At 65.7% G+C, this 20481-nt stretch carries 18 protein-coding genes and 1 pseudogene; 12 read left to right on the top strand and 7 right to left on the bottom strand.

Annotated elements, in window-relative coordinates:
* The 4 genes from gabT to AC2W7L_RS05640 all read right to left on the bottom strand — a co-directional run.
* The coding region (gene gabT / locus AC2W7L_RS05655; RefSeq protein WP_486003634.1) for a 4-aminobutyrate--2-oxoglutarate transaminase at positions 1–1422 on the bottom strand (1422 nt) is incomplete at its 3' end.
* Between the two features lie 229 nt (positions 1423–1651).
* Positions 1652–2857 (bottom strand): CAF17-like 4Fe-4S cluster assembly/insertion protein YgfZ, encoded by a 1206-nt coding sequence (ygfZ, locus tag AC2W7L_RS05650; protein WP_486003633.1) that lies wholly within the window; start codon positions 2855–2857, stop codon positions 1652–1654.
* 1 nt (position 2858) lies between these two features.
* A complete protein-coding gene (locus AC2W7L_RS05645; RefSeq protein WP_486003632.1) occupies positions 2859–3461 on the bottom strand; it encodes a heme-binding beta-barrel domain-containing protein in 603 nt (200 codons plus the stop codon).
* A gap of 196 nt (positions 3462–3657) precedes the next feature.
* Entirely contained in the window at positions 3658–4461 is an 804-nt protein-coding gene (locus tag AC2W7L_RS05640; protein ID WP_486003631.1) for an ammonia permease, read from the bottom strand.
* A 140-nt stretch (positions 4462–4601) separates the two neighbouring features.
* Here AC2W7L_RS05640 and AC2W7L_RS05635 point away from each other — a divergent pair, with 140 nt between their 5' ends.
* The 5 genes and pseudogenes from AC2W7L_RS05635 (at position 4602) to AC2W7L_RS05615 (ending at position 9615) form a co-directional block, all read left to right on the top strand.
* A complete protein-coding gene (locus AC2W7L_RS05635) occupies positions 4602–5267 on the top strand; it encodes a hypothetical protein (protein ID WP_486003630.1) in 666 nt (221 codons plus the stop codon).
* Positions 5186–5497: pseudogene (locus AC2W7L_RS05630) on the top strand (winged helix-turn-helix domain-containing protein); the annotation flags it as partial. The gene AC2W7L_RS05635 and the pseudogene AC2W7L_RS05630, both read left to right, overlap by 82 nt.
* A complete protein-coding gene (gene mshD / locus AC2W7L_RS05625; protein ID WP_486003629.1) occupies positions 5494–6495 on the top strand; it encodes a mycothiol synthase in 1002 nt (333 codons plus the stop codon). The pseudogene AC2W7L_RS05630 and the gene mshD, both read left to right, overlap by 4 nt.
* Positions 6407–8644: an RNA degradosome polyphosphate kinase gene (locus AC2W7L_RS05620; protein WP_486003628.1), complete on the top strand. Its 2238-nt coding sequence runs from the start codon at positions 6407–6409 to the stop codon at positions 8642–8644. Before mshD ends, AC2W7L_RS05620 begins: the two co-directional genes overlap by 89 nt.
* Complete coding sequence (locus tag AC2W7L_RS05615) at positions 8641–9615, top strand: NUDIX hydrolase (RefSeq protein ID WP_486003627.1); 975 nt, start codon at positions 8641–8643, stop codon at positions 9613–9615. Before AC2W7L_RS05620 ends, AC2W7L_RS05615 begins: the two co-directional genes overlap by 4 nt.
* 9 nt (positions 9616–9624) lie before the next feature.
* On the opposite strand, the gene AC2W7L_RS05610 is transcribed toward AC2W7L_RS05615, so the two are convergent.
* Positions 9625–10434: a class I SAM-dependent methyltransferase gene (locus AC2W7L_RS05610; protein ID WP_486003626.1), complete on the bottom strand. Its 810-nt coding sequence runs from the start codon at positions 10432–10434 to the stop codon at positions 9625–9627.
* Positions 10435–10794: 360 nt separating this feature from the next.
* On the opposite strand from AC2W7L_RS05610, the gene pstS reads away from it, so the two are divergent.
* From pstS to AC2W7L_RS05580, 6 genes are all read left to right on the top strand, one after another.
* Entirely contained in the window at positions 10795–11895 is a 1101-nt protein-coding gene (gene pstS, locus AC2W7L_RS05605) for a phosphate ABC transporter substrate-binding protein PstS (RefSeq protein ID WP_486003641.1), read from the top strand.
* Between the two features lie 247 nt (positions 11896–12142).
* Positions 12143–13033: a phosphate ABC transporter permease subunit PstC gene (pstC, locus tag AC2W7L_RS05600; RefSeq protein ID WP_486003640.1), complete on the top strand. Its 891-nt coding sequence runs from the start codon at positions 12143–12145 to the stop codon at positions 13031–13033.
* 14 nt (positions 13034–13047) lie between these two features.
* The gene (pstA, locus tag AC2W7L_RS05595; RefSeq protein ID WP_486003625.1) at positions 13048–14187 is read left to right on the top strand and encodes a phosphate ABC transporter permease PstA; all 1140 of its coding nucleotides are present in this window, start codon (positions 13048–13050) and stop codon (positions 14185–14187) included.
* Between the two features lie 55 nt (positions 14188–14242).
* Complete coding sequence (pstB, locus tag AC2W7L_RS05590; RefSeq protein ID WP_486003624.1) at positions 14243–15022, top strand: phosphate ABC transporter ATP-binding protein PstB; 780 nt, start codon at positions 14243–14245, stop codon at positions 15020–15022.
* Between the two features lie 280 nt (positions 15023–15302).
* Positions 15303–15860, top strand: coding sequence for a PadR family transcriptional regulator (locus AC2W7L_RS05585; RefSeq protein WP_486003623.1), 558 nt, complete (start codon positions 15303–15305; stop codon positions 15858–15860).
* Positions 15861–16028: 168 nt separating this feature from the next.
* Positions 16029–17699, top strand: coding sequence for an ABC1 kinase family protein (locus AC2W7L_RS05580; protein WP_486003639.1), 1671 nt, complete (start codon positions 16029–16031; stop codon positions 17697–17699).
* 99 nt (positions 17700–17798) lie between these two features.
* On the opposite strand, the gene AC2W7L_RS05575 is transcribed toward AC2W7L_RS05580, so the two are convergent.
* Positions 17799–18437: a winged helix-turn-helix transcriptional regulator gene (locus tag AC2W7L_RS05575; RefSeq protein WP_486003622.1), complete on the bottom strand. Its 639-nt coding sequence runs from the start codon at positions 18435–18437 to the stop codon at positions 17799–17801.
* A gap of 128 nt (positions 18438–18565) precedes the next feature.
* Here AC2W7L_RS05575 and AC2W7L_RS05570 point away from each other — a divergent pair, with 128 nt between their 5' ends.
* Positions 18566–19126, top strand: a complete 561-nt coding sequence (locus tag AC2W7L_RS05570; RefSeq protein WP_486003638.1) for a dihydrofolate reductase family protein — start codon at positions 18566–18568, stop codon at positions 19124–19126.
* Positions 19127–19315: 189 nt separating this feature from the next.
* Here the strand turns inward: AC2W7L_RS05570 and AC2W7L_RS05565 are convergent, their stop codons facing one another.
* Complete coding sequence (locus AC2W7L_RS05565; RefSeq protein ID WP_486003621.1) at positions 19316–20407, bottom strand: hypothetical protein; 1092 nt, start codon at positions 20405–20407, stop codon at positions 19316–19318.
* Positions 20408–20481: the final 74 nt, after the last annotated feature.

Raw genomic sequence — 20481 nt, 5'->3', positions numbered from 1 at the left:
CAGCAACCTCGCGCGAGGTTGCTGGGCCGCCGTCAGGTAGTAATTGGGGTTTGGGTCAGCCCGAGGAGTTCGGCGAGGCCGGCCTCGATGAGCGTCGAAGGCGTCGTGGAGGAGCTCGTCGGAGATCGTCAGAGGCGGCAGGAAGCGCAGGATGTTGCCGAAGGTTCCCGTGACGAGCACGAGGACGCCGTTCTTCGCACAGTAGTCCGCGACCTTCTTGACCAGGTCCGCGTTCGGCTCGATCGAGTCGTGCTCGACGAACTCGGCGGCGATCATGGCTCCGCGTCCGCGGATGTCGCCGACCTCGGGGTACTTCGACTGCAGCTTCGTCAGACGGTCGACGAGGATCTCGCCGATGTGCCCGGCCCGATCGGCCAGTCCGTCCTCTTCGTACGCGGCGATCGCACCGAGGGCAGCGGCACAGGCCGTGGGGTTGCCGCCGTAGGTTCCGCCGAGGCGACCCGGTCCGACCGAGTCCATGATGTCCGCGCGACCGGTCACGGCCGACAGCGGCAGACCGCCGGCGATGCCCTTGGCCGTGGTGATGAGGTCGGGCACGATGCCCTCCCACTCGGAGGCGAACATCTTGCCGGTGCGCGCGAATCCGGCCTGCACCTCATCGGCGACGAAGACGATGCCCTTTTCACGGGCGTAGTCGACGAGCGTGGGCAGGAAGCCCTCGGCCGGGACGATGAAGCCGCCCTCACCCTGGATGGGTTCGATGACGATCGCGGCGACGTACTCGGAGCCGATCTGCTTCTCGATCATCGTGATGACGCGCTTGGCCGCGTCCTCACCGCTGATCTTCGTGCCGGCCGCGTCGTTGTCGCGGTACGGGTAGGACATGGGTGCACGGTAGACCTCACCGGCAAAGGGACCGAAGCCGGCCTTGTAGGGGGCGGCCTTCGCGGTCATCGCCATGGTCAGGTTCGTCCGGCCGTGGTAGGCGTGGTCGAAGACGACGACGGCATCGCGGCCGGTGTGGGCGCGAGCGATCTTCACGGCGTTCTCGACAGCCTCGGCACCGGAGTTGAGCAGCACGGTGCGCTTCTCGTGATCACCGGGGGTCAGACGGTTGAGAGCTTCGGCGACCTCGACGTAGCTCTCGTACGGGTTGACCATGAAGCAGGTGTGGGTGAAGGCCTCGAGCTGGGCCTTCGCGGCCTCGACCACGCGAGGGTTCGAGTTGCCGGCCGTGGTCACGGCGATTCCCGATCCGAGGTCGATGAGCTGGTTGCCGTCGGCGTCCTTGAGGATGCCGCCGCCGGCCGCCACCACGTAGGCGGGCAGGCTCGAGCCGACACCGGTCGCCACTGCTGACTTGCGACGTTCCTCGATCTCACGGGACTTCGGTCCCGGAATCTCGGTGACGATCTTACGTTCCTGCGGCAGAGCTTCGCCGCCAATCTCCAAAGCTGTCATAGGGGGAACAATAGGGGCAAACGACGGTTTTGTCACTTGCCGTCCGAGGGCTGAGCACAACCGCTCTCCGCTGCGAGACGAACCCGTTGATTCGGCACCGATCGGGTACGGAATCCGTTGCCGTTCCGCGACCTCAGATTCCTCGTCTCGGGCCGCGGAAATCGGCCCTCGATTCCTCGTTTCGAACCGCGCCCGGCACTCACCTTGAACTGCGGTCGCGCGCCTGGAATCAGCGGTTCTGGCTGCGGGCGTCGACGTCCTTGTTGTGTGCCGGAAGCACGCGCTCGTGTTCGCGCATCGGCACGACGATCGTCTCCTGAGCACCGATGACGCGTTCGCCGTCGCCGATTTCGAAGCTCAGCTGCGCCTCGGGGGCCAGGTTCCGCTTGACCACGGCCAGACCGATCGGTCCGAGCTCCCAGTGCACGGTCACCGAGGTCAGAGTACCCACGGATCGTTCGGACCCGCGGACCTCGGCGAGCGCCTCGGTGCCGGGATCCGGGGCGATATGCCCGGACCCGTCGAGATGAACGAAGGTCAATCGCCGAGGCGGCTGACCGAGATTGTGAACGCGGGCCACCGCTTCCTGACCCCGGTAGCAGCCCTTGGCCAGGTGCACGGCCGTGCGCAGCAGGTCGAGTTCGCCGACGAGGGCTTTGTGGTCGATCTCGTTCCGGCCCGGCCGCCACGCGGCGATTCGCAGCGCCTCCCAAGCGTCGAAGCCGGCCATGTCGAAGCTGTTCGCAGACAGTCCCTGCAGGTCGGAGCGCTTGACGATGCCGATGACGAACGGAGTCTCGAGCCCGGGGTGGTCGGTGCCGGCGACGTCCTTGCCGATGTCGATCTGCGCATAGGAGGCCGAACCGCTGCCGATATGCGGCCATGGGTCGGACCAGGTCCGGGTGACGGGCAGAGCTTCCGGCAGTGAGGTGATGGCGCCGAAGCACTGGTAGTCGTCGCTGAGGTCCTCGATCTCAACACGCATCATGAAGACCATCTTGCGCAGGAAGTCCAGGGTTGCGTCGGTGTCGAGATCGCTGATCGCCCACAGGGCCTCACCGTCGTCGACGAGCCTGAGCCAGCCCTCGATGCGACCGTTCGGGTCGAGCACGAGGGTTTCGGTGGACACACCCGGCGCCAGGTTGTCGATCTTCTGCGTGGTGATCGAGTTCAGCCAGGTCAGACGGTCGGGTCCGTTCAGACGCAGCACGCGGAGGTGGGCGAGGTCGACGAGACCGTCCTTCTCCGCGAGCACCCGCTGCTCACGCAGGGAGGCTCCGTAGTGGATAGGCGTCTCGGCGAGGTCGCCGGCCCCGAGCACCGCGGTCGAGCTCAGTCCGCGCGCCAGCGACGAACGTCGGACCGCCTCGGCGGGGGTGTTCTCCGGCGACGGCGAATCGGAGGTTTCAGAATTCGGCGACACTGGATCAGTCATCTTAAGACAGCTTCTTCAATCTGGCAGAGGAGTGTGAGGCGAGTTCGTGGCCCATGGCTGCCATGTCCCAGGCCCACATGAGTTCGCCGCCGACGAGGCCGTACATCCGCCTCGAGGCGGTGTATTCCTTCGCGGTCTTGGTCCGGGCCACGACGTCGGTGGCCAGGTCGATGCGCGGGCCCTTGACCGTACCGGCGTAGAGTTCCATGACTCCGTGCGGGTGAACGATCTCGGCTTCGATCTCGAAGGCGTCATCGTTCGTGCGCAGGGCCTCGACCGCGGCGGCCGAGGTGAAGCTCTGCGGTTCGGTCGGCACCATCATCCCCGGGCCGACGTCGCCGTCGTCGTGCTGCCGCACGAGCTGCCAGATTCCGGTCTCGAGAGTCAGAGTCGACTCGAGTTCACCGGATTCGCTGAGCAGCCACGCATGCGCGGTGTACTGCAGGAAGGGCGTGCCCTCATGGGCGACGAAGTCGATGCGCTGGCCGAACTGCTTCTCAGGAGTGTCCGCATAGCCGACGACACCGACGCCTTCCCACGACCCGATCAGCCAGGACAGCGGGACGAGCTCGGGATGGACCGAGGCATCGAGTTCGATCACCATAAGGGATCAGCGGTTGTCTTTGAACAGCGCCGTGACGACCTTGATCCCCACACCCAGGGCACCGAGAGCGGCAACGCCGACGAGGCTGGTGAAGACGATTTCGAGAGCAACAAGATTTTCCATGCTCCCAGTCTACAGTTCCTGACAAAGTGATGTGCATCCAGCCCAGGGCCGCGGAACAGCGCCGCCGCCCAGATCAGGAGGCGAGGCGTTCGAGAGCGTAGACGACGACTCCGCCGAGTGCGATCGGAGCGGCACCGAGGGCAAGCTGGACGGCGAAGCTGCGCGCCTTCTCGACGTTCTTCTTCACCTCGATGTTCTGCGAGGCTTCGAGATTCGCGGCCTGGAACTTCGCATACGCTACGAGCCCGAGCATCCGATCGACCGCCGCCACGAGCAGACCCATGACCACACCGAGGACGAGCGCAGTGGCCAGGGAGATCGCCGAGGCGAACACGAGCACCGACAGGATCCCCGCCACGGCCGTGGACATGGCGATGGCCAACGGCGAGGTGTAGATCGCCGGCCACGGCAGCGCGGTCATGCACTGCGCCACGATGAGCGAGGCGAGGCCGATGACGATGGCCTCCTTGTCACCGGGGACCGTGATCGCCGCGACCCAGGTGCTCGCGGACAGGACGATGACGAGACCGGAGACCTGAGCGGACACGTTCGCCACCGCATAGGAGGCGCCGATTCCGCGCGTGAGGTTCTGCACGAAGGTCCACAGCAGACCCAGGCCGGCCAGCACGGGCAACCAGTCGAGGTAGGGAGCCGTGGAATCCTGCCAGGCGGCGTAGAGTCCGCCGACTCCGAAGAGGGCGAGCATGATCGAGGTCGCCCGCGGCTGCGGCGAGTCCGTCAGGCGCGGCCATCCATAGGCGACGCCGAGGACGATGAGCCCGGTCGCCAGCAGGAACAGCGTATACCCCCAGTACACGGAGGCACTCAGGGCCAACACCAGCACCAAGGCGACGGCTACTCGAATCCATCTGATCACAGCACTATCGTGCCTTATCCGGCGACACCCACGGTAACCACCCCGTGGTCGCGCGTCGGTGCCGTCCCCGTCGCCTCGCTATAATCTTCCCTAGACGACGGGCACCGAGCTTCCCTAGACGACGGGCACCGAGGAGGTGGATGCAGCACATGCGGGTTCTGCACATCTGCCCCATGGCCAGGCTCGACGCTCCGCTCGCCCCCGAATCCCTGCAGTACCTCGGCCATCGGATCGACCGCTGCGCGGCCGAGGACCTGCCCAGCCGCCGGGCCGAATCCGCCGCGGTCGATGTCGTCATCGCCGACGCTTGCCTCGATCTGTCCCTGGCCCCGCGGATCTCCGAACTCCTCGCCGAGGCGCGGATCACCGCCCCCGTCATCGTCGTTCTCGGCGAAGGCGGGCTGGCGACGGCCTCGGCGAAATGGAACGTCGCCGACCTCATCCTCACCACGGCCGGCCCGCCGAGGTGGAAGCGCGGCTGCGCGTGGCCCGTGACCGTTACGTCGCCTCTTCATCCACCCACTCCGGCGGATTCCCCGGTGGGACGCATTCCGGATCCGGCCGCCTCGGCGCGAACGGCAGCGCTGGAGGCTGGGGACCGGTGCGCACCGGCCGCGGTCCCGCCGGCCGGGGCAGCGGATACGGAGAGTCCGGCCGCCCAGGCGCTGCGGGTGATGGACTCTGGAATGCCGACGGCGAACCGATGGTCGTCGTCACCGGCGACCTGCGCATCGACGAGACCGCGTTCACCGCCGAGCTCGGCGGCCGCAGCCTCGACCTCACCTACCGAGAGTTCGCCCTGCTGAAATTCTTCGCGATGCATCCCGAACGCGTCTTCACCCGCGACGAGATCCTGCTCGCCGTGTGGGGCGACGACTACTTCGGCGGTACCCGCACCGTTGACGTGCATGTTCGCCGCCTCCGTGCGAAACTCGGCAAAGACCTTGAGAACGCCATCCACACCGTGCGCAACGTCGGCTACCGCTTCAGCGCCGACAGCGTCACGGACACAGATTCAGAGGACGTGACGGCATGAGAATCCAGGCCAGCGGGGCAATCGCCTCCACACCGATCGACACCCTCACCGAGGATGAGCTCAAATTCCTCGACGATGTGGCGGCGCCCGATGGCGCTCCCGAGATCTCCGGCGGACTCATGGCCATCGCCACCGGTGAGGACACCGCCCACGAAGCACAGACCGCCTCGAGCGTGTGGCGCATCTATGCCGGCGACGACACTCGCGACAACTCCGGTAACGGCGCCGGCGACCTCATCGGCTTCGGAATCCGCGCCCTGCAGGGCGATCGTCACGCCGCCGAATTCCTCATCGCCCCCGACCACCGCGGCCAGGGCCTCGGCGAGCGGCTGCTGGCGACGATCCTCGACGAAGAACCCGACGCCTGGTGCTGGTCGCACGGTGACCATCCAGCGGCCAAGCACCTCGCGCAGAAGCACGGGCTCGGCCGTGACCGGGTGCTCTATCAGATGCGCACCGACACCGGACTGAGCCTCGACGCCCTGCCCGAGACCCAGAGTCCAGAGGGAGTCGAGATCCGCTCCTTCGCTCCCGGCGACGAGGACGGCTGGTTGTCGGTGAACAACTCCGCATTCGACTGGCATCCCGAACAGGGCGGCCAGACCCGCGCCGATATCGACGCCGTCGTCACCGCCGCGGACTTCGAACCCGACACCTTCATCATCGCCGCCCGCGACGGTGAGGTGATCGGATTTCACCAGACGAAGATCACGGATACGGAGACCGAGGGCCGCCTCGGCGAGGTCTATGTGGTCGGGGTCGATCCGCGCATTCACGCCAAGGGCGTGGGCAAGGCGCTGACGGTCGAGGGTATGCGACGGATGGTGGCCGCCGGAGCCGAGACGATCGAACTCTACGTCGAATCGGACAACGCCCCGGCGCTAGGCTTGTACGAGCGACTGGGATTCCATGTCGCGGTCGCGCACGTGGCCTATGCACCGGCCTCCGCGGAGTCCACCGGCACCGATTCCGGCACCGCGCCGAACGAGAAGGAGTAGAGCGTTGTACGACATCGCAGCCTCGGGCAGGGAACTGGGTCTGCCCGAACCGGCAGATCGTTTCCTCGATCGCGAACTCAGCTGGCTGGCCTTCAACGAACGCGTCCTCGACCTCGCCTCGGATCCGGAGATCCCGCTGCTCGAACGCGTCCGGTTCCTCTCGATCTTCGCGACCAACCTCGACGAGTTCTTCATGGTCCGCGTCGCCGGCCTCAAACGCCGCATCAACACCGGACTGGCCGTGCCCAGCGTCACCGGCCGCATGCCCGCGCAGGTCATGCACGATATCGGAGTGCGCGCATTCGAACTGATGAGCCGGCACGCCGCCCTGCTCAAAGACGATATCGGGCCCCGCCTCGACGCGGAATCGATCACGAAGGTCCAGGTCGAAGACCTCACCGAGGATGAGCGGCACCGCGTCGACGAATTCTTCTTCGGCCACGTCTATCCCGTCCTCACCCCGCTGGCCGTCGACCCGGCCCACCCGTTCCCCTATATCTCGGGCCTCTCGCTCAACCTCGGTGTGCTCCTGCGCGCGCCGGAGACGGGCAAGGAGTTCTTCGCCCGCGTCAAGGTTCCCCCGCGTCTGCCCCGGTTCTTCAACGTCGCCGAGGCGACCGACCGACCCGCCGGACGCGACGTCCCCGCCCGCTTCGTCGCCCTCGAGGACATCATCGCCGAACACCTCGGCACCCTCTTCGACGGCATGGAGATCGTCCACCATTCGACGTTCCGCGTGACCCGCAACGAGGACCTCGAGGTCGAGGAGGACGATGCGGAGAACCTGCTCAAGGCGCTGGAGAAGGAGCTTCTGCGCAGGCGCTTCGGTCCTGCCGTGCGGATGGAGATCACGGAGAACATCCACCCCCGGGTCCTCCAGATGCTCAAGGACGAATTGGGCATCCACGATTCGGAGATCTACCACCTGCCCAGCCCCTTGGACCTGTCGGGCATGTCCGATATCGCCGATGTGCCGCGCGATGACCTGCACTATCCGAAGATGGTCCCGCAGATGAACAAGGACCTGTCGCTGCGGGAGTCCAGCGACCAGGTCGACGTCTTCGACGCCGTCGCCAGCCGGGACATCCTGCTGCATCACCCCTACGATTCGTTCTCCACGAGTGTGCAGGCCTTCCTCGAGCAGGCCGCGTCGGACAAGAACGTCCTGGCGATCAAGCAGACGCTCTACCGCACCTCCGGAGATTCGCCGATCATCGATGCCCTCGTCGATGCCGCGCAGTCCGGAATCCAGGTACTCGCCGTCGTCGAGATCAAGGCTCGGTTCGATGAGGAGGCCAACATCACGTGGGCCCGCAAGCTGGAGCGCGCAGGAGTCCACGTCGTCTACGGAATCGTCGGGCTCAAAACTCATGCGAAGCTCTCCCTCGTCGTCCGCCAGGAGGCCGACGGGCTGGCCCGGTACTGCCACGTCGGCACCGGCAACTACCACCCGAAGACCGCGCGCGGCTATGAGGACTTCGGACTGCTGACTCGCGATCGGGGCGTGGCGGATGATCTGACGAAGCTGTTCAACCAGCTCTCCGGCTACGCACCCAAGTCCGAATACTCCCGGTTCCTCGTCGCCCCCAGCAATGTGCGCACCGGACTCATCGACCTCATCGAATCCGAGATCGCGATCGCACAGTCCGGCGGGCAGGGACAGGTGCGGATCAAGGTCAACTCGATCGTCGACGAGGCCGTCATCGATGCCCTCTACCGGGCGTCGCAGGCCGGGGTCACCGTCGAAGTCTTCGTCCGCGGCATCTGCGCCCTGCGCCCGGGCATCGAAGGACTGAGCGAGAACATCACCGTGCGTTCCGTGCTCGGACGCTTCCTCGAACACTCCCGCGCCTTCGTCTTCGGCAACGGCGGCGACCCGATCGTCTACATCGGTTCGGCCGATATGATGCACCGCAACCTCGACCGACGGGTCGAAGCACTCGTGCAGATCGTCGACGACGGTCACCGGGCGGAGATCATCGCACTCTTCGATCTCGCCTTCGCCCCGACCACCTCGGCGTTCGACCTGGCCGGCGACGGCCGATGGACACGGCGGACCCACGACGACGAGGGCAACCTCCTTAGCGACTATCAGACGGAGCTCATCCGTCGGCACCGGATACGCCGGCGAATCGGGGATGAGGCGTGAGCCCGTCCGAGGTCTCTTCGGCACAGGCGTCATCGCGCGTGAGCGCCGATGTCCTTGCTGCCGGGGCCGTGTGCTGGAGGCAGGGCCCGAAAGGACTCGAGGTGGCGCTCATCCACCGCCCTAAGTACAACGACTGGTCATGGCCCAAAGGCAAGGTCGATCCGGGAGAGACCCTGCCGGAGGCCGCGATCCGCGAGGTCAAGGAGGAGACGGGGTTCGACACCCACCTCGGCATTCCTCTGCCCTCCGCCGAATACACGGTCGGCAGGAACACACAGAAGAAGGTCTTCTACTGGTCGGCCGAAGTCAAGGACGAGGCTGGCTTCGCCCCGCTGAACGCTCGGGAGGTCGACACTGCCGCGTGGTTCCCGGTCGACAAGGCGCGGGCGAAGCTGACGTCGTACTCGGATCGGGAGCAGCTCGACGCTTTGGAGAAGTTCGCTGAGACGGACGCGCTGCGGGCGTGGCCGCTCATCCTCGTCCGCCATGGGAAGGCGTTCCCGCGTGCGAAATGGTACGAGACCGAGCACGTGCGTCCGCTGCTCAAACTCGGCACCAGGCAAGCCATGGCGCTGACCGGTCTGTTGGGGGCCTGGGGTGTCCGCAAGCTCGCCTCGAGTCCGTGGAAGCGGTGCATGGCGACGCTGACCCCGCTGTCCGCGGCGACGGGAAAATCGATCAAGAAGGTGTCGACGCTCAGCGAGAAGGCGACCGCTGCGAATCCGGACAAGACCGTCCGCTATATCGAGAAGCTGCTGGCAAAGGGCAAACCGATCATCTACTGCACGCACCGGCCGGTGCTGCCGACGATCTTCTCCGTCTACGCCGCCCATTCCCCGAAACGTGTCCAGGCGAAGCTGCCGAAGGACGATCCGTACCTCAAACCCGGCGAGGTCCTCATCGCCTATGTGCGCCCCGGACCGGTGCCGCGCATCGTCGAGATCGAACGCGTCCGCCCCATCGACAGCTGATCAGAGCGCTCAGTCGACTGTGCAGTACGCGCCGTACAACAGCGGCCCGAGGAGGGTGGCGTCCTCGGCATCCAGCTCGTCGGTCAGGCGCTGCGTGAGCGAGTCGATTCCGATCTCGTCGGCGCTCACGATCCCCTGCTGTTCGAGATGGGGCAGCAGTCCGGCCAGGGCGTTCACCCAGCCGAAGCTGGGCGCCTCTTCTCCGCCGCCCAACGGTGCGCTCAAGCTCAGGTGCGGGTCGGGCAGACCGGCGGAACGGTATGCGGCGAAGAGGTCCCGTCCCATCCTGCCGTGGATCCCGACAGCCTCGAACGCCTGCAGAATCAGTTCTCTCACTCGTCTCGCCAGCGGCGTGTCCACGCTCGCCCACTCCTGGGTGACGTCGAACTCGTGCATGACCAGCAGACCTCCTGGACACAGGTGGCGTCCGAGTCGCTCCAACGCTTCGACGGGGTTGCCGAGATGCATGAGCACGGCCCTGCCGACGATCGCATCGAACTGCCGGTCGAGGTCGAGGGAGTCGAGGTCCGCCTCGGCGAATTCGATCTCTTGCCGATGTCCCAGCCGGTCGCGGGCCCCGTCGAGTGCTTCGGGATTACGGTCGACGGCGAGCACCTGTCCGTGGGGACCGACGAGATCGGCGGCGATGGCGGCAACGTGTCCGGCACCGGTGCCGATGTCGAGGACGCTCATGCCCGCAGTGATTCCCGCTTCGATGTGCAGCTGTCTGGTCAATGGGTCGAGCACGACCGACTGGTCGCGCAGTCGGGAGTGTTCGCTCTCGGACTCGCCGAGGACGTATCGATTCTGTTCCTTCATGGCAGCGACCGTAGGGACACAGGTCGGACCGGGGCAAGGGATCGACGAACCTCAGAACGTGCACGGGTACTGGGCGGGCAGCCTCGGCGACTTTGTGCGTGGGCCACGCGGGCCCTGCCTTAGCGATTCTGTGCGCACACCGGGCGGGCCGCCTCGGCGCGGGAATGCCGGTCCCGACAACGATCCTTTCATGAAACCGACGAGATCTGTGATCGAGCACTCACGACGGCTCCAACCCTTCGCCGCTCATTCACCTTCCATTCATGTTCCAACTCCTTGCACTTCACGACTGATCTTTAGCGTGGAGCACGAGCAATCGAGAACTCTCGAGCTGTGTCCACAAACATGAAAGGCATCTTCGTGAAGATGAAGCATCTCGCCCCCTCCGCTGCGATCCTCGCGGTCGGCGCCATCACCCTCTCGGCTTGCGGCGGCCAGTCCGCTACCGGCGAAGAGGCCTCCGGCGGCAGCAGCGACCTGCAGGGCACCCTGACCGGCATCGGCGCCTCCTCGCAGAAGGCGGCCATGGATGCCTGGACCGCGGACTTCACCTCGCAGAACTCCGGTGTGACCGTCAACTACTCCCCCGACGGCTCGGGCGCCGGCCGTGAACAGTTCCTCGCCGGCAACGCACAGTTCGCCGGCTCCGATGCCCACCTCGACGACGACGAGGTCAAGGCCGGAGAGGAAGCCTGCGGCGCCGAGGGAGCCTACGAGTTCCCCGTCTACATCTCCCCCATCGCCGTGACCTTCAACGTCGAGGGCGTCGACGAGCTCAACCTCTCGCCCGAGACGATGGCGAAGATCTTCAAGGGCGACATCACCAACTGGAACGACAAGGCCATCAAGGCCGACAACCCGGATGCCGACCTGCCGGATCTCAAGATCACCGCCGTTCACCGTGCCGATGATTCGGGCACCACGGAGAACTTCGCCGAGTACCTCAAGGCCACCGCCGAGAAGGACTGGGACGCCGAGGTCGACGGCAACTTCCCGAAGGAGTACGGCGGCGAGGCTGCGCAGGGCACCGACGGTGTCATCCAGACCGTCTCCGACACCGACGGAGCCATCGGCTACGCGGATGCCTCGGCCGTCGGCGAGCTCTCCACCGCCAAGGTCAAGGTCGGCGACGAATTCGTCGAGCTCTCCCCGGAAGCCGCGACCAAGGTCGTCGACGCCTCCGAGAGGGTCGAAGGCCGCAGCGAAGGCGACCTCGCCTTCGATCTGGCCCGCGACACCACCGAGTCCGGTGCCTACCCGATCGTGCTCGTCTCCTACCACCTCGTCTGCTCGTCCTACAAGGACCAAGAGACCGTGGACATGGTCAAGGCCTGGGAGAAGTTCGTGGTCTCGGAAGAGGGACAGAAGTCCGCAGCCGATTCCGCCGGGTCCGCACCCCTGTCGGACGACCTGCGCAAGCAGATCGAAGAAGTCATCGACTCGATCAAGGTTGAAGGCTGATTTCAGCCTCTGACCTGGAGAAATAGCCAGTCGGGAGCGGCGCAGAACCCCTGCGCCGCTTTTCCGCGCCTGTGGAACCGCACCGGTTTCACCACAAGTCACACGAGGAGTACTTGTGCCGATCAGCACAGAGACAACTGAGCCAGGCCCCACAGGGCCCGGCTCCCCATCAGAGACCGGAACTCAGCCGCAGAGCAGCAGTCCCGCGTCTCGGCAGCAGAAGGCAGTCGTCCGTCCCGGCGACCGCATCTTCTCCGCCGCCACACTCATCGCCGGCATTCTGATCCTTGTGATCCTCGCCGGAGTCGCCCTGTTCCTTCTCGCGCAGTCGTCGGACACCATCGCCGCCCAGATCAGCGATCCCTCCCAGATCACCGGCGGCAAGGGCTTCTTCTCCTATGTCTGGCCGCTGGTCATCGGCACGCTCATCTCCGCAGCCATCGCGCTCATCGTCGCGACCCCATTCTCGCTGGGCATCGCACTGTTCACCACGCATATGGCACCGCGCAGGCTCGCACCCGTGCTCGGGTACGTCATCGACCTGCTCGCAGCCATCCCCTCTGTCGTCTACGGTCTGTGGGGCATCGCGCTGGCCGGCAACCTCACCGGCTTCTACCTGTGGCTGTCGAAGTGGTTCGGCTGGATTCCGATCTTCGCTCCGGCAGCAGACGGATCCGTGTCGCAGACCGGCCGCACCCTGCTCACCGCCTCCCTCGTGCTCTCGATCATGATCCTGCCGATCATCACCTCCCTGACCCGCGAGATCTTCCTCCAGACCCCGCGCCTGCAGGAAGAGGCGGCATTGGCGCTCGGCGCCACCCGCTGGGAGATGATCCGCATGGCCGTGCTGCCCTTCGGCAAGTCCGGAATCGTCTCGGCCACGATGCTCGGCCTCGGACGCGCACTCGGTGAGACCATGGCCGTGGCCATGATCCTCTCGCCCGGCGTCCTCACCGCTTCGCTCGTCGTCAGCGGCAACCAGACCATCGCATCCGAGATCGCGCAGAACTTCCCCGAGGCCGCGGGACTGCGTCTGTCCGAGCTCATCTCGGTCGGCCTCGTGCTCTTCGTCATCACCCTGCTGGTGAACATGGGAGCTCGCGCGATCGTCGCCCGCACCTCGGTGAAGGGAAGTTGAGACCAATGACCACCATGAACACCACCACCGAGGCGGCTGCCTCGAAACCGGCGAAGCTGACCTCCAAACAGCTGCCGAAGGCCACCCCGTGGATCGTCGCCGTCGCGTCGATCATCGTGGCGATCGTCATCAGCTTCATCGCATTCGGCGGCTTCAACATCCCCGTCGCCGCCGTTCTCGCCGGCGCCATCAACGCGATCGCCGTCTTCGCGATCTCCGCGTCCTACGAAGGCCGCCGCAAGGCCGTCGACCGGATCGCGACCACCATCGTCACCTCGACGTTCGTCCTCGCATGCGTCCCCCTCATCTCCCTCCTGTGGCTGACCGTGTCCAAGGGCGGTGCCGCGATCAGCGGCGACCTGCTCACCCGCACCATGCTCGGCATGAAGGGCGTCCTCGACCAGCAGTACGTCGCCGGTGAGGCGACTCTGGCCGGAGGCTTCTACCACGCCATCGTCGGCACCGTGCTCATCACTGCGGCCGCCTGCGTCATCTCGATCCCGATCGGCGTCCTCACCGCCATCTACCTCGTCGAGTACTCGAACAAGAACCGCCTGGGCAAGGCGATCACCTTCCTCGTCGACGTGATGACCGGAATCCCCTCCATCGTCGCCGGTCTGTTCGCCTTCGCTCTGTTCTCCACGATCGCGAATGTGCTCATGCCCAGCTCTGCTGGAATCGCGAAGACCGGATTCACTGCGGCCGTCGCACTGTCTGTGCTGATGATCCCGATCGTCGTGCGCAACACGGAGGAGATCCTCCGCCTGGTGCCGATGGATCTGCGCGAGGCCTCCTACGCTCTGGGCGTGCCGAAGTGGAAGACGATCGTGAAGATCGTTCTGCCCACCTCGGTGTCGGGAATCCTCTCCGGTGTCACCATCGCCATCGCCCGCGTCATCGGTGAGACCGCACCCATCATGGTCACCGCCGGGTTCGCGAAGACGCTCAACTGGAACCTCTTCTCCGGTTGGATGTCGACGCTGCCGACGTTCATCTACGACTCGCAGCTGCGTCCGGTCTCACCGGGTGCCGCCGCCCTGGCCAGCTCGGAGCGCGCATGGGCCGCAGCCCTTGTGCTCGTCGCTCTCGTCATGGTGCTCAACCTGCTCGCTCGCATCATCGCTAAGGTGCTCGCGCCGAAGGCCGGCCGCTGACCGGCGACGGCTCACAGACTTCCAGACTCACCCATATCCACGGATAGGAAACACAATGTCCAAGCAGATCGACATCAAGGATCTCGACATCTTCTACGGCGACTTCCGCGCCGTCGACGGAGTGGAGATGCAGATCAAGCCGCGCTCCGTCACCGCCTTCATCGGCCCCTCCGGCTGCGGCAAGTCCACGGTGCTGCGCACCCTCAACCGCATGCACGAGGTCATCCCCGGAGCCAGCGTCTCCGGTGAGGTCCTCATGGACGGCAACGACATCTACGGCTCGGGAGTCGACCCTGTCAACGTCCGCCGCGAGGTGGGTATGGTCTTCCAGCGGGCGAACCCGTTCCCGACGATGAGCATCAAAGAGAACGTGCTTGCAGGCGTGCGTCTGAACAACCGGCGCCTGTCGAAGACCGAAGCCGACGACCTCACCGAGCGCGCCCTGCGTGGCGCGAACCTCTGGAACGAGGTCAAGGACCGCCTCAACCTGCCCGGTTCGGGCCTCTCCGGCGGTCAGCAGCAGCGTCTGTGCATCGCTCGCGCCATCGCCGTCGAGCCGCAGGTCCTGCTCATGGACGAACCGTGCTCGGCTCTCGACCCGATCTCGACCCTGGCGATCGAGGACCTCATCAACGACCTCAAGGACAAGTACACGGTCGTCATCGTCACGCACAACATGCAGCAGGCTGCTCGTGTGTCCGACAAGACCGCGTTCTTCAACATCGCCGGCACCGGCAAGCCCGGAAAGCTCATCGAGTTCAACGAGACCTCGACGATCTTCTCGAACCCGGACAAGGAAGAGACCGAGAACTACATCTCCGGTCGCTTCGGATGATCTGAAGGCCCGCCCACCTGGCGGGTGCCTCCTCGGGGCGTATGCCTCTTTACGTGGTCGTTCTGGTCACGCTCTGCTCAGCGGAACGTGACCAGAACGACCACTTTGCGTTGGCATACCGGTCGTCACTTCACCCTGAACGCGCGCAGTGAGTTGCCTCCGCAGACGACCTGACGATCTTCCCGACAACACATCGGCGATATATCGTTATATATCGTCAGGGCACTGAACCTCGCGCAATCAGCGGGGTGCTGCGGTGTCATCAGACCCGGAGGTCAACATGAACGAGCCATTCACCCACGGAAGCTCCCATCACCGAAGCGGCGACCGGGGCAGCGCAAGCATCTGGGAGGCGTTCGAGCAGCTGCGCTCGACCTTCGCTCCCAAACAGCCTGCCCGCATGAACCGCGGTGACGTCCGATCCGGGATCCTCTCGCTGCTGGCAGAGGCCCCGATGCACGGATACCAGATCATCCAGGAGATCGAGGAACGCAGCGGAGGCAGCTGGAAACCCAGCCCCGGGTCCGTCTATCCGACGCTGCAGCTGCTCACGGACGAGGGCCTCATCAATGCGGAGCCCTCGAGCGGACGCAAGACCTATTCCCTCACCCAGGCGGGACGCGAGCACGTCGAGTCCGATTCCGATTCCGCCGCCCCATGGGAATCGGTCGGCACGAGAGAGACTCCGCGCGCGGCCACACTGGCCAAGGCCGGGGTCGAGTTGGCACAGGCCGCAGCTCAGGTCGGACGCTCGGGCAGCAAGGAGCAGGTCGCAGAGGCTGTCACTGAGCTGGAAGAGACCAAGCGCAGGCTGTACTCGATCCTCGCTCGGGACTGAGCGATGTCGACGGGAGCCGAACAGAGAAACGTGAGCCCGGATGAGCTCGGCCGAGAAGCCGGTGAGCGCAGCGGACCAGACCCCGTCGACTCCGGCCAGACACTTCCCGACCGGAAGCGAGCGCTGCGGTCCCGGTCGTCCCGGATCCTGCGCTTTGCCGCAGCCCAGATGGCCATGGCCTGGTGGTTCGAGGTCGTCCTGCCTCGCATCGGTCTGGGTCGCCTGGCCGCCCGACGACGAGTGGAGCGCTGGCAGTCGACCGCCAGGAAGTTCAGGGCGCTGGCGATCGAGCTCGGCGGGCTGATGATCAAGGTCGGCCAGTTCCTCTCCTCCCGCATGGATGTCCTCCCGCCCGAGGTCGCCGAAGAGCTGGCAGACCTTCAGGACGAGGTCTCGCCGGTTCCTTTCGACAGGATCAGGCCCCTCGCCGAGGCGCAGCTGGGTATGCGACTCACCACCGCCTTCGCCACTTTCGACCCCCGACCCTTGGCAGCGGCATCACTGGGACAGGCCCATTCGGCCACCCTGACTCCGGATGTGGCCGCCGAGCTCGGATTCACCGAGGTGGTCGTCAAGGTCCAGCGCCCCGGCATCGCCGACGTCGTCGAGGTGGATCTGCGAACGCTGCGCCGGATCGCGGGGTGGCTCTCCCGCGTCGGGTTCATCGCCAGCCGGGTCGATATGCCGGGGCTGGTCGAGGAGTTCGCCCATGTCAGCCTCGAGGAGATCGACTACCTCCACGAGGCGGCGAATGCGGAGCAGTTCACCACCGAGGCCGAACGCTTCTCGGACGATGCCGAGCGTTCTGGATCAGGTTCGCCCGGTCCGACGCAGGCCCCGCGAATCGTCTGGGAGCAGACCACGACCCAGGTTCTCACCATGGAGGACGTCTCGGCGATCAAGATCAACGATGTCGCGGCGCTGCGCCGGGCTGGGATCGATCCCCGCGACGTGGCTTCGGCGTTCGCGCACACGATGTTCGATCAGCTCTTCCGCAGCGGCTTCTTCCACGCCGATCCCCATCCCGGCAACATCTTCGTCACTCCCGCCTCGGCGGGGGTCGACTGGCACCTGACCTTCGTCGACTTCGGAATGATGGGCCATGTCCCCGAAGATCTGCGCTCGGGGCTGCGTGAGCTCATCATCGCCGTGGCCACCAGGGATTCCCGCCGCCTGGTCACGAGCGTCGAACTCATCGGGGTTCTGCTCGACGGCGCGGACACCGCGGAGCTCGAACGCGCACTGACCGAGCTCTTCTCCCGGTTCGGCGGGATGGGATTCGCTCAGCTGCGCGAAGTCGACGAGAAGGAGCTGCGGGCCTTCTCCACGGACTTCGAATCGGTGGTCCGCGACCTTCCGGTCCAATTGCCGGAGAACCTCTTCCTCATCATCCGCGCGCTCTCCATGGTCTCGGGTCTGTGCAGCTCTCTGGATCCCCGGTTCAACATCTGGGAAGTCGTCGAACCCTATGCGAGCAGCCTCATCAGCGACCCGCAGGGACGAGTCGCCGGCTCGGCTGCGAAGGAGGCCCTCAACCTCGTGCGTCTGACCCTGGGCCTGCCCGGACGCCTCGACGCACTGGTCACTAAGGTCGAAGACGGCGAGCTCACGGTGTCGACGCCGAAGCTCGATCGTCGGGTGGAAGGGCTCGAACAGCTGGCGCGCGGCGTGATCTCGGCCGTTCTGTTCACCGGCTTCGTCATCGGCGGGTCGATCCTGCTGCCGGTGACGACGGTGGGCGGCGTTCTGCTGCTCATCGCCTCGGCACCCGCGCTTCTCCACGCCTTGATCACTCTGCTGCGACACCGACGGGCCGGGCGGCGAAACCGTCGCAGGTGAGGGAGAGGCAACAAACCGCCACAGGTGAGGGAGAGGCAACAAACCGCCACAGATGAGGGGCCACCAACCGACCGGTCGAGAACGACGCTGAGCTGCCTCCTAACCGGCAGCCGGTTCGTCGCGGGGAACGCGGAAGGCCGCGACGAAATCGGCCAGCAGGGATTCGTCGCCGTCGACCGTGATCGTCCCCGCTGCTCGTGCGGCTTCGGCTGCGCCGTCGGCAAGCAGGTCGCGCAGCCCAGGGCCGTCGATCCTCAGGTCAGCTTCCGCCTGGGCTCCCGCAGCGACCTCCACGCCGCGCTCGCTCACGGTCGCATGAGCAGTCGCGGGGCCGGCAGTGATTTCGACCAAGAAGGGTCGGACTCGGGCGTCGGTACGCGCGGTCATCAGGGCCGCGGCCAGAGAGGAGTCCGTCGGAACCTCGCCCTCGCGGGGCTCGGCCATTCGCCGTGCACCCCAGCGGCCGAGCTCGATGAGCACCGGACCGAGATCCGAACCGTAGTCGCTGAGGCGGTAGACGACGCTGCGTCCGTCGATGCTGCGCTCGACGATCTCGGCGGCCTCGAGTTCGCGCAGTCGCGTGGTCAGCAGGTTCGAGGGGATGCCGGGATTTCCCTGCCGAAGCTCGTTGAAGCGCTTCGGACCGACGAGGAGGTCGCGGAGGATGATGAGCGACCACCGCTCCCCCAGCACCTCGGCTGCCCGAGCCAGACCGCAGAACTGCCCATACGACTTCATGGTTGACAGCATAGCAAAAGCAGTTCACTATTGAAACCATAGTTCACTTTATGAACTTCCGAGACTGCGGAAACGCAGCCCTCAGGAAACGCAACGGCCCGCACGACAAACTCAATGAGGAGATCACCATGTCCCGCACTGTCATCGCCGCACTGTTCCAGTCACTCGACGGAATCGCATCCGATCCATTCAACTTCCAATTCGATTCCTTCGACCAGGAGATGGGCGAGTGGATGACCACTGCCATCGGAGGGGTCGACGACTGCATCCTCGGCCGCGTCACCTATCAGGAGTGGGAAGGCTACTGGCCGAACCACACAGAAGGCGAGGACGCCCCGTTCGCCGATTTCATCAATTCGACGCCCAAACATGTCGCCTCGACGACGCTGTCACAGGCCGACCTCGGCTGGGAGAACTCGACTCCCATCCAGGGCGAGCTCGTCGACTTCGTCCGCGAGCTCAAAGCCGGCGACGGCGGCAAGATCGCTGTCGAGGGATCGATGTCGATCGCCCGTCAGCTCGTCGAGGCGAACCTCGTCGACGAGTTGACGCTTGCCATCCACCCGGTTGTCGCGGGCAGCGGACGGTCCCTCTTCGAAGGTGGAACGACGACCCGCTTGGAGCTCAAGAACGTGCAGCGGACCAGCAAGGGCAACCTGCTTGCCACCTACGGGCCGTTTCCCGGCTGATCCTGCGGGTGGATCCGCCTCGATATCGTCAGCTTATTCGAGGTGGATCCGCCCGCAAGGGACATCGAAGATTCGAAAAGACGGCTCAGACATCGACGGAGCGCCGAGTCCCTTGTGTGCACAGTGGACTCGGCGCTCCGCGGTTCTCAGCGTCAACCGCAGCTCTCAGCGTCAGCTCGGTTCTCAGCGTCAACTGCGCGGCTCGGCGGGCGCTTCCGTCTCGGCGGCCAGCCGGCGTTCCCGGTAGGCGTAGGTCGCCCAGCCGAGCGCGATGCCCCAGACCGGGAAGAACAGCGTCGGCCCGATCGTCGCCCACCAGCTGTCGCCGAAGACCTCCGGCGGTCCCCCGAGCATCGTGCGGACGAGCCCGATACCGCCGGTGAAGAGCGCCAAGGACACGATCGTCGCGGGGACGGTCGCCAGTGGGACCGGCACCCGACGACCGCCGAGGGGCCCGAGCCATGCCGGCAGCCGCTCTCCCCATTTCTGGACGAGGCCGAGGGTGAGCAGGATTCCGCCGATCGCTGCCAGCGCGAGCGCGAGTCCCGAATGCCACATCCCCACGCGTTGGCCTTCGTCGTAGAGACCTTCGCTCAGCCCCAATGGAATGCCCACGGCCCAGGAGATCCGTGTCAGGGCATAGAACCCGGGCACGATGATCGCCACGGCGACGGCGACTTTCGCGCCGGTGGAGACTGAGCTCGCACCGCGCCGCTCACGGGGCACGGCCCCGCTTCCGCTCCGGTGCGACATCCGGCCCTCGACCCGGTATGACCGTTCGGCAGCGGCCCAGGTGACGAGCCACAGCACTGGTCCGATGAGCAGGACGGCCTGCCAGATCACCGGTGCCGGTATCGGCGGGAACTGGAAGCTGAGCGTATAGCCGAGGTAGGCCAGCAGCAGGGTGTCGGTGAACACGACCGTAACCACCGCGGTCAAGGCGAGTGCGATGAGACCGATCAGGCGTACTCCGGACCGTTCACGCAGACGTTCCCGCAGACGAGGAACGGAGAGGGGGACAACCGCGAGGACGAAGCTCACCAGTGCGACGAAGCCGATGACGCCGGCAACCGCCGGAGCCGTAAGCGATGCGACCAGCGAGGTGAACGTCCATTTCTCATCCCCGGCCAGGGGCGAAGCGACGATCCCGAGTCCCCAGAGGACCGACATGATCATGAGGAAGAGCGACCACGCCGAGGCGGCTGCCAGTCCCACTTGCACCCCGCGGTCGGTCGGTTGTGATGGATGATGGGCTGTTTGAGTGAGCTGTTTCGTTGTCATGAACCCAGGCTCGCCCCGGAGGGCCCGCCAGGGTCTCCCCCACAAGGGTGAATCCGGTTCCCGAACGGGTGACC

The organism is Brevibacterium sp. LAARM3_SD1, from assembly GCF_057364765.1.
The sequence above is the reverse complement of the archived record's forward strand: the minus strand, read 5'-3'. Positions and strand labels throughout refer to the sequence as shown.

Bases quoted from the DNA above. Each gene is read 5' to 3' on its own strand.
- AC2W7L_RS05645 (WP_486003632.1), bottom strand. From the start codon at position 3,461: ATGGTGATCGAACTCGATGCCTCGGTCCATCCCGAGCTCGTCCCGCTG.
- AC2W7L_RS05580 (WP_486003639.1), top strand. From the start codon at position 16,029: ATGGCCATGGCCTGGTGGTTCGAGGTCGTCCTGCCTCGCATCGGTCTG.
- AC2W7L_RS05620 (WP_486003628.1), top strand. From the start codon at position 6,407: ATGTCGCGGTCGCGCACGTGGCCTATGCACCGGCCTCCGCGGAGTCCA.
- AC2W7L_RS05570 (WP_486003638.1), top strand. From the start codon at position 18,566: ATGTCCCGCACTGTCATCGCCGCACTGTTCCAGTCACTCGACGGAATC.
- pstA (WP_486003625.1), top strand. From the start codon at position 13,048: ATGAACACCACCACCGAGGCGGCTGCCTCGAAACCGGCGAAGCTGACC.
- AC2W7L_RS05575 (WP_486003622.1), bottom strand. From the start codon at position 18,437: ATGAAGTCGTATGGGCAGTTCTGCGGTCTGGCTCGGGCAGCCGAGGTG.
- AC2W7L_RS05635 (WP_486003630.1), top strand. From the start codon at position 4,602: ATGCAGCACATGCGGGTTCTGCACATCTGCCCCATGGCCAGGCTCGAC.
- AC2W7L_RS05610 (WP_486003626.1), bottom strand. From the start codon at position 10,434: ATGAAGGAACAGAATCGATACGTCCTCGGCGAGTCCGAGAGCGAACAC.
- mshD (WP_486003629.1), top strand. From the start codon at position 5,494: ATGAGAATCCAGGCCAGCGGGGCAATCGCCTCCACACCGATCGACACC.
- ygfZ (WP_486003633.1), bottom strand. From the start codon at position 2,857: ATGACTGATCCAGTGTCGCCGAATTCTGAAACCTCCGATTCGCCGTCG.
- AC2W7L_RS05585 (WP_486003623.1), top strand. From the start codon at position 15,303: ATGAACGAGCCATTCACCCACGGAAGCTCCCATCACCGAAGCGGCGAC.
- pstB (WP_486003624.1), top strand. From the start codon at position 14,243: ATGTCCAAGCAGATCGACATCAAGGATCTCGACATCTTCTACGGCGAC.
- AC2W7L_RS05565 (WP_486003621.1), bottom strand. From the start codon at position 20,407: ATGACAACGAAACAGCTCACTCAAACAGCCCATCATCCATCACAACCG.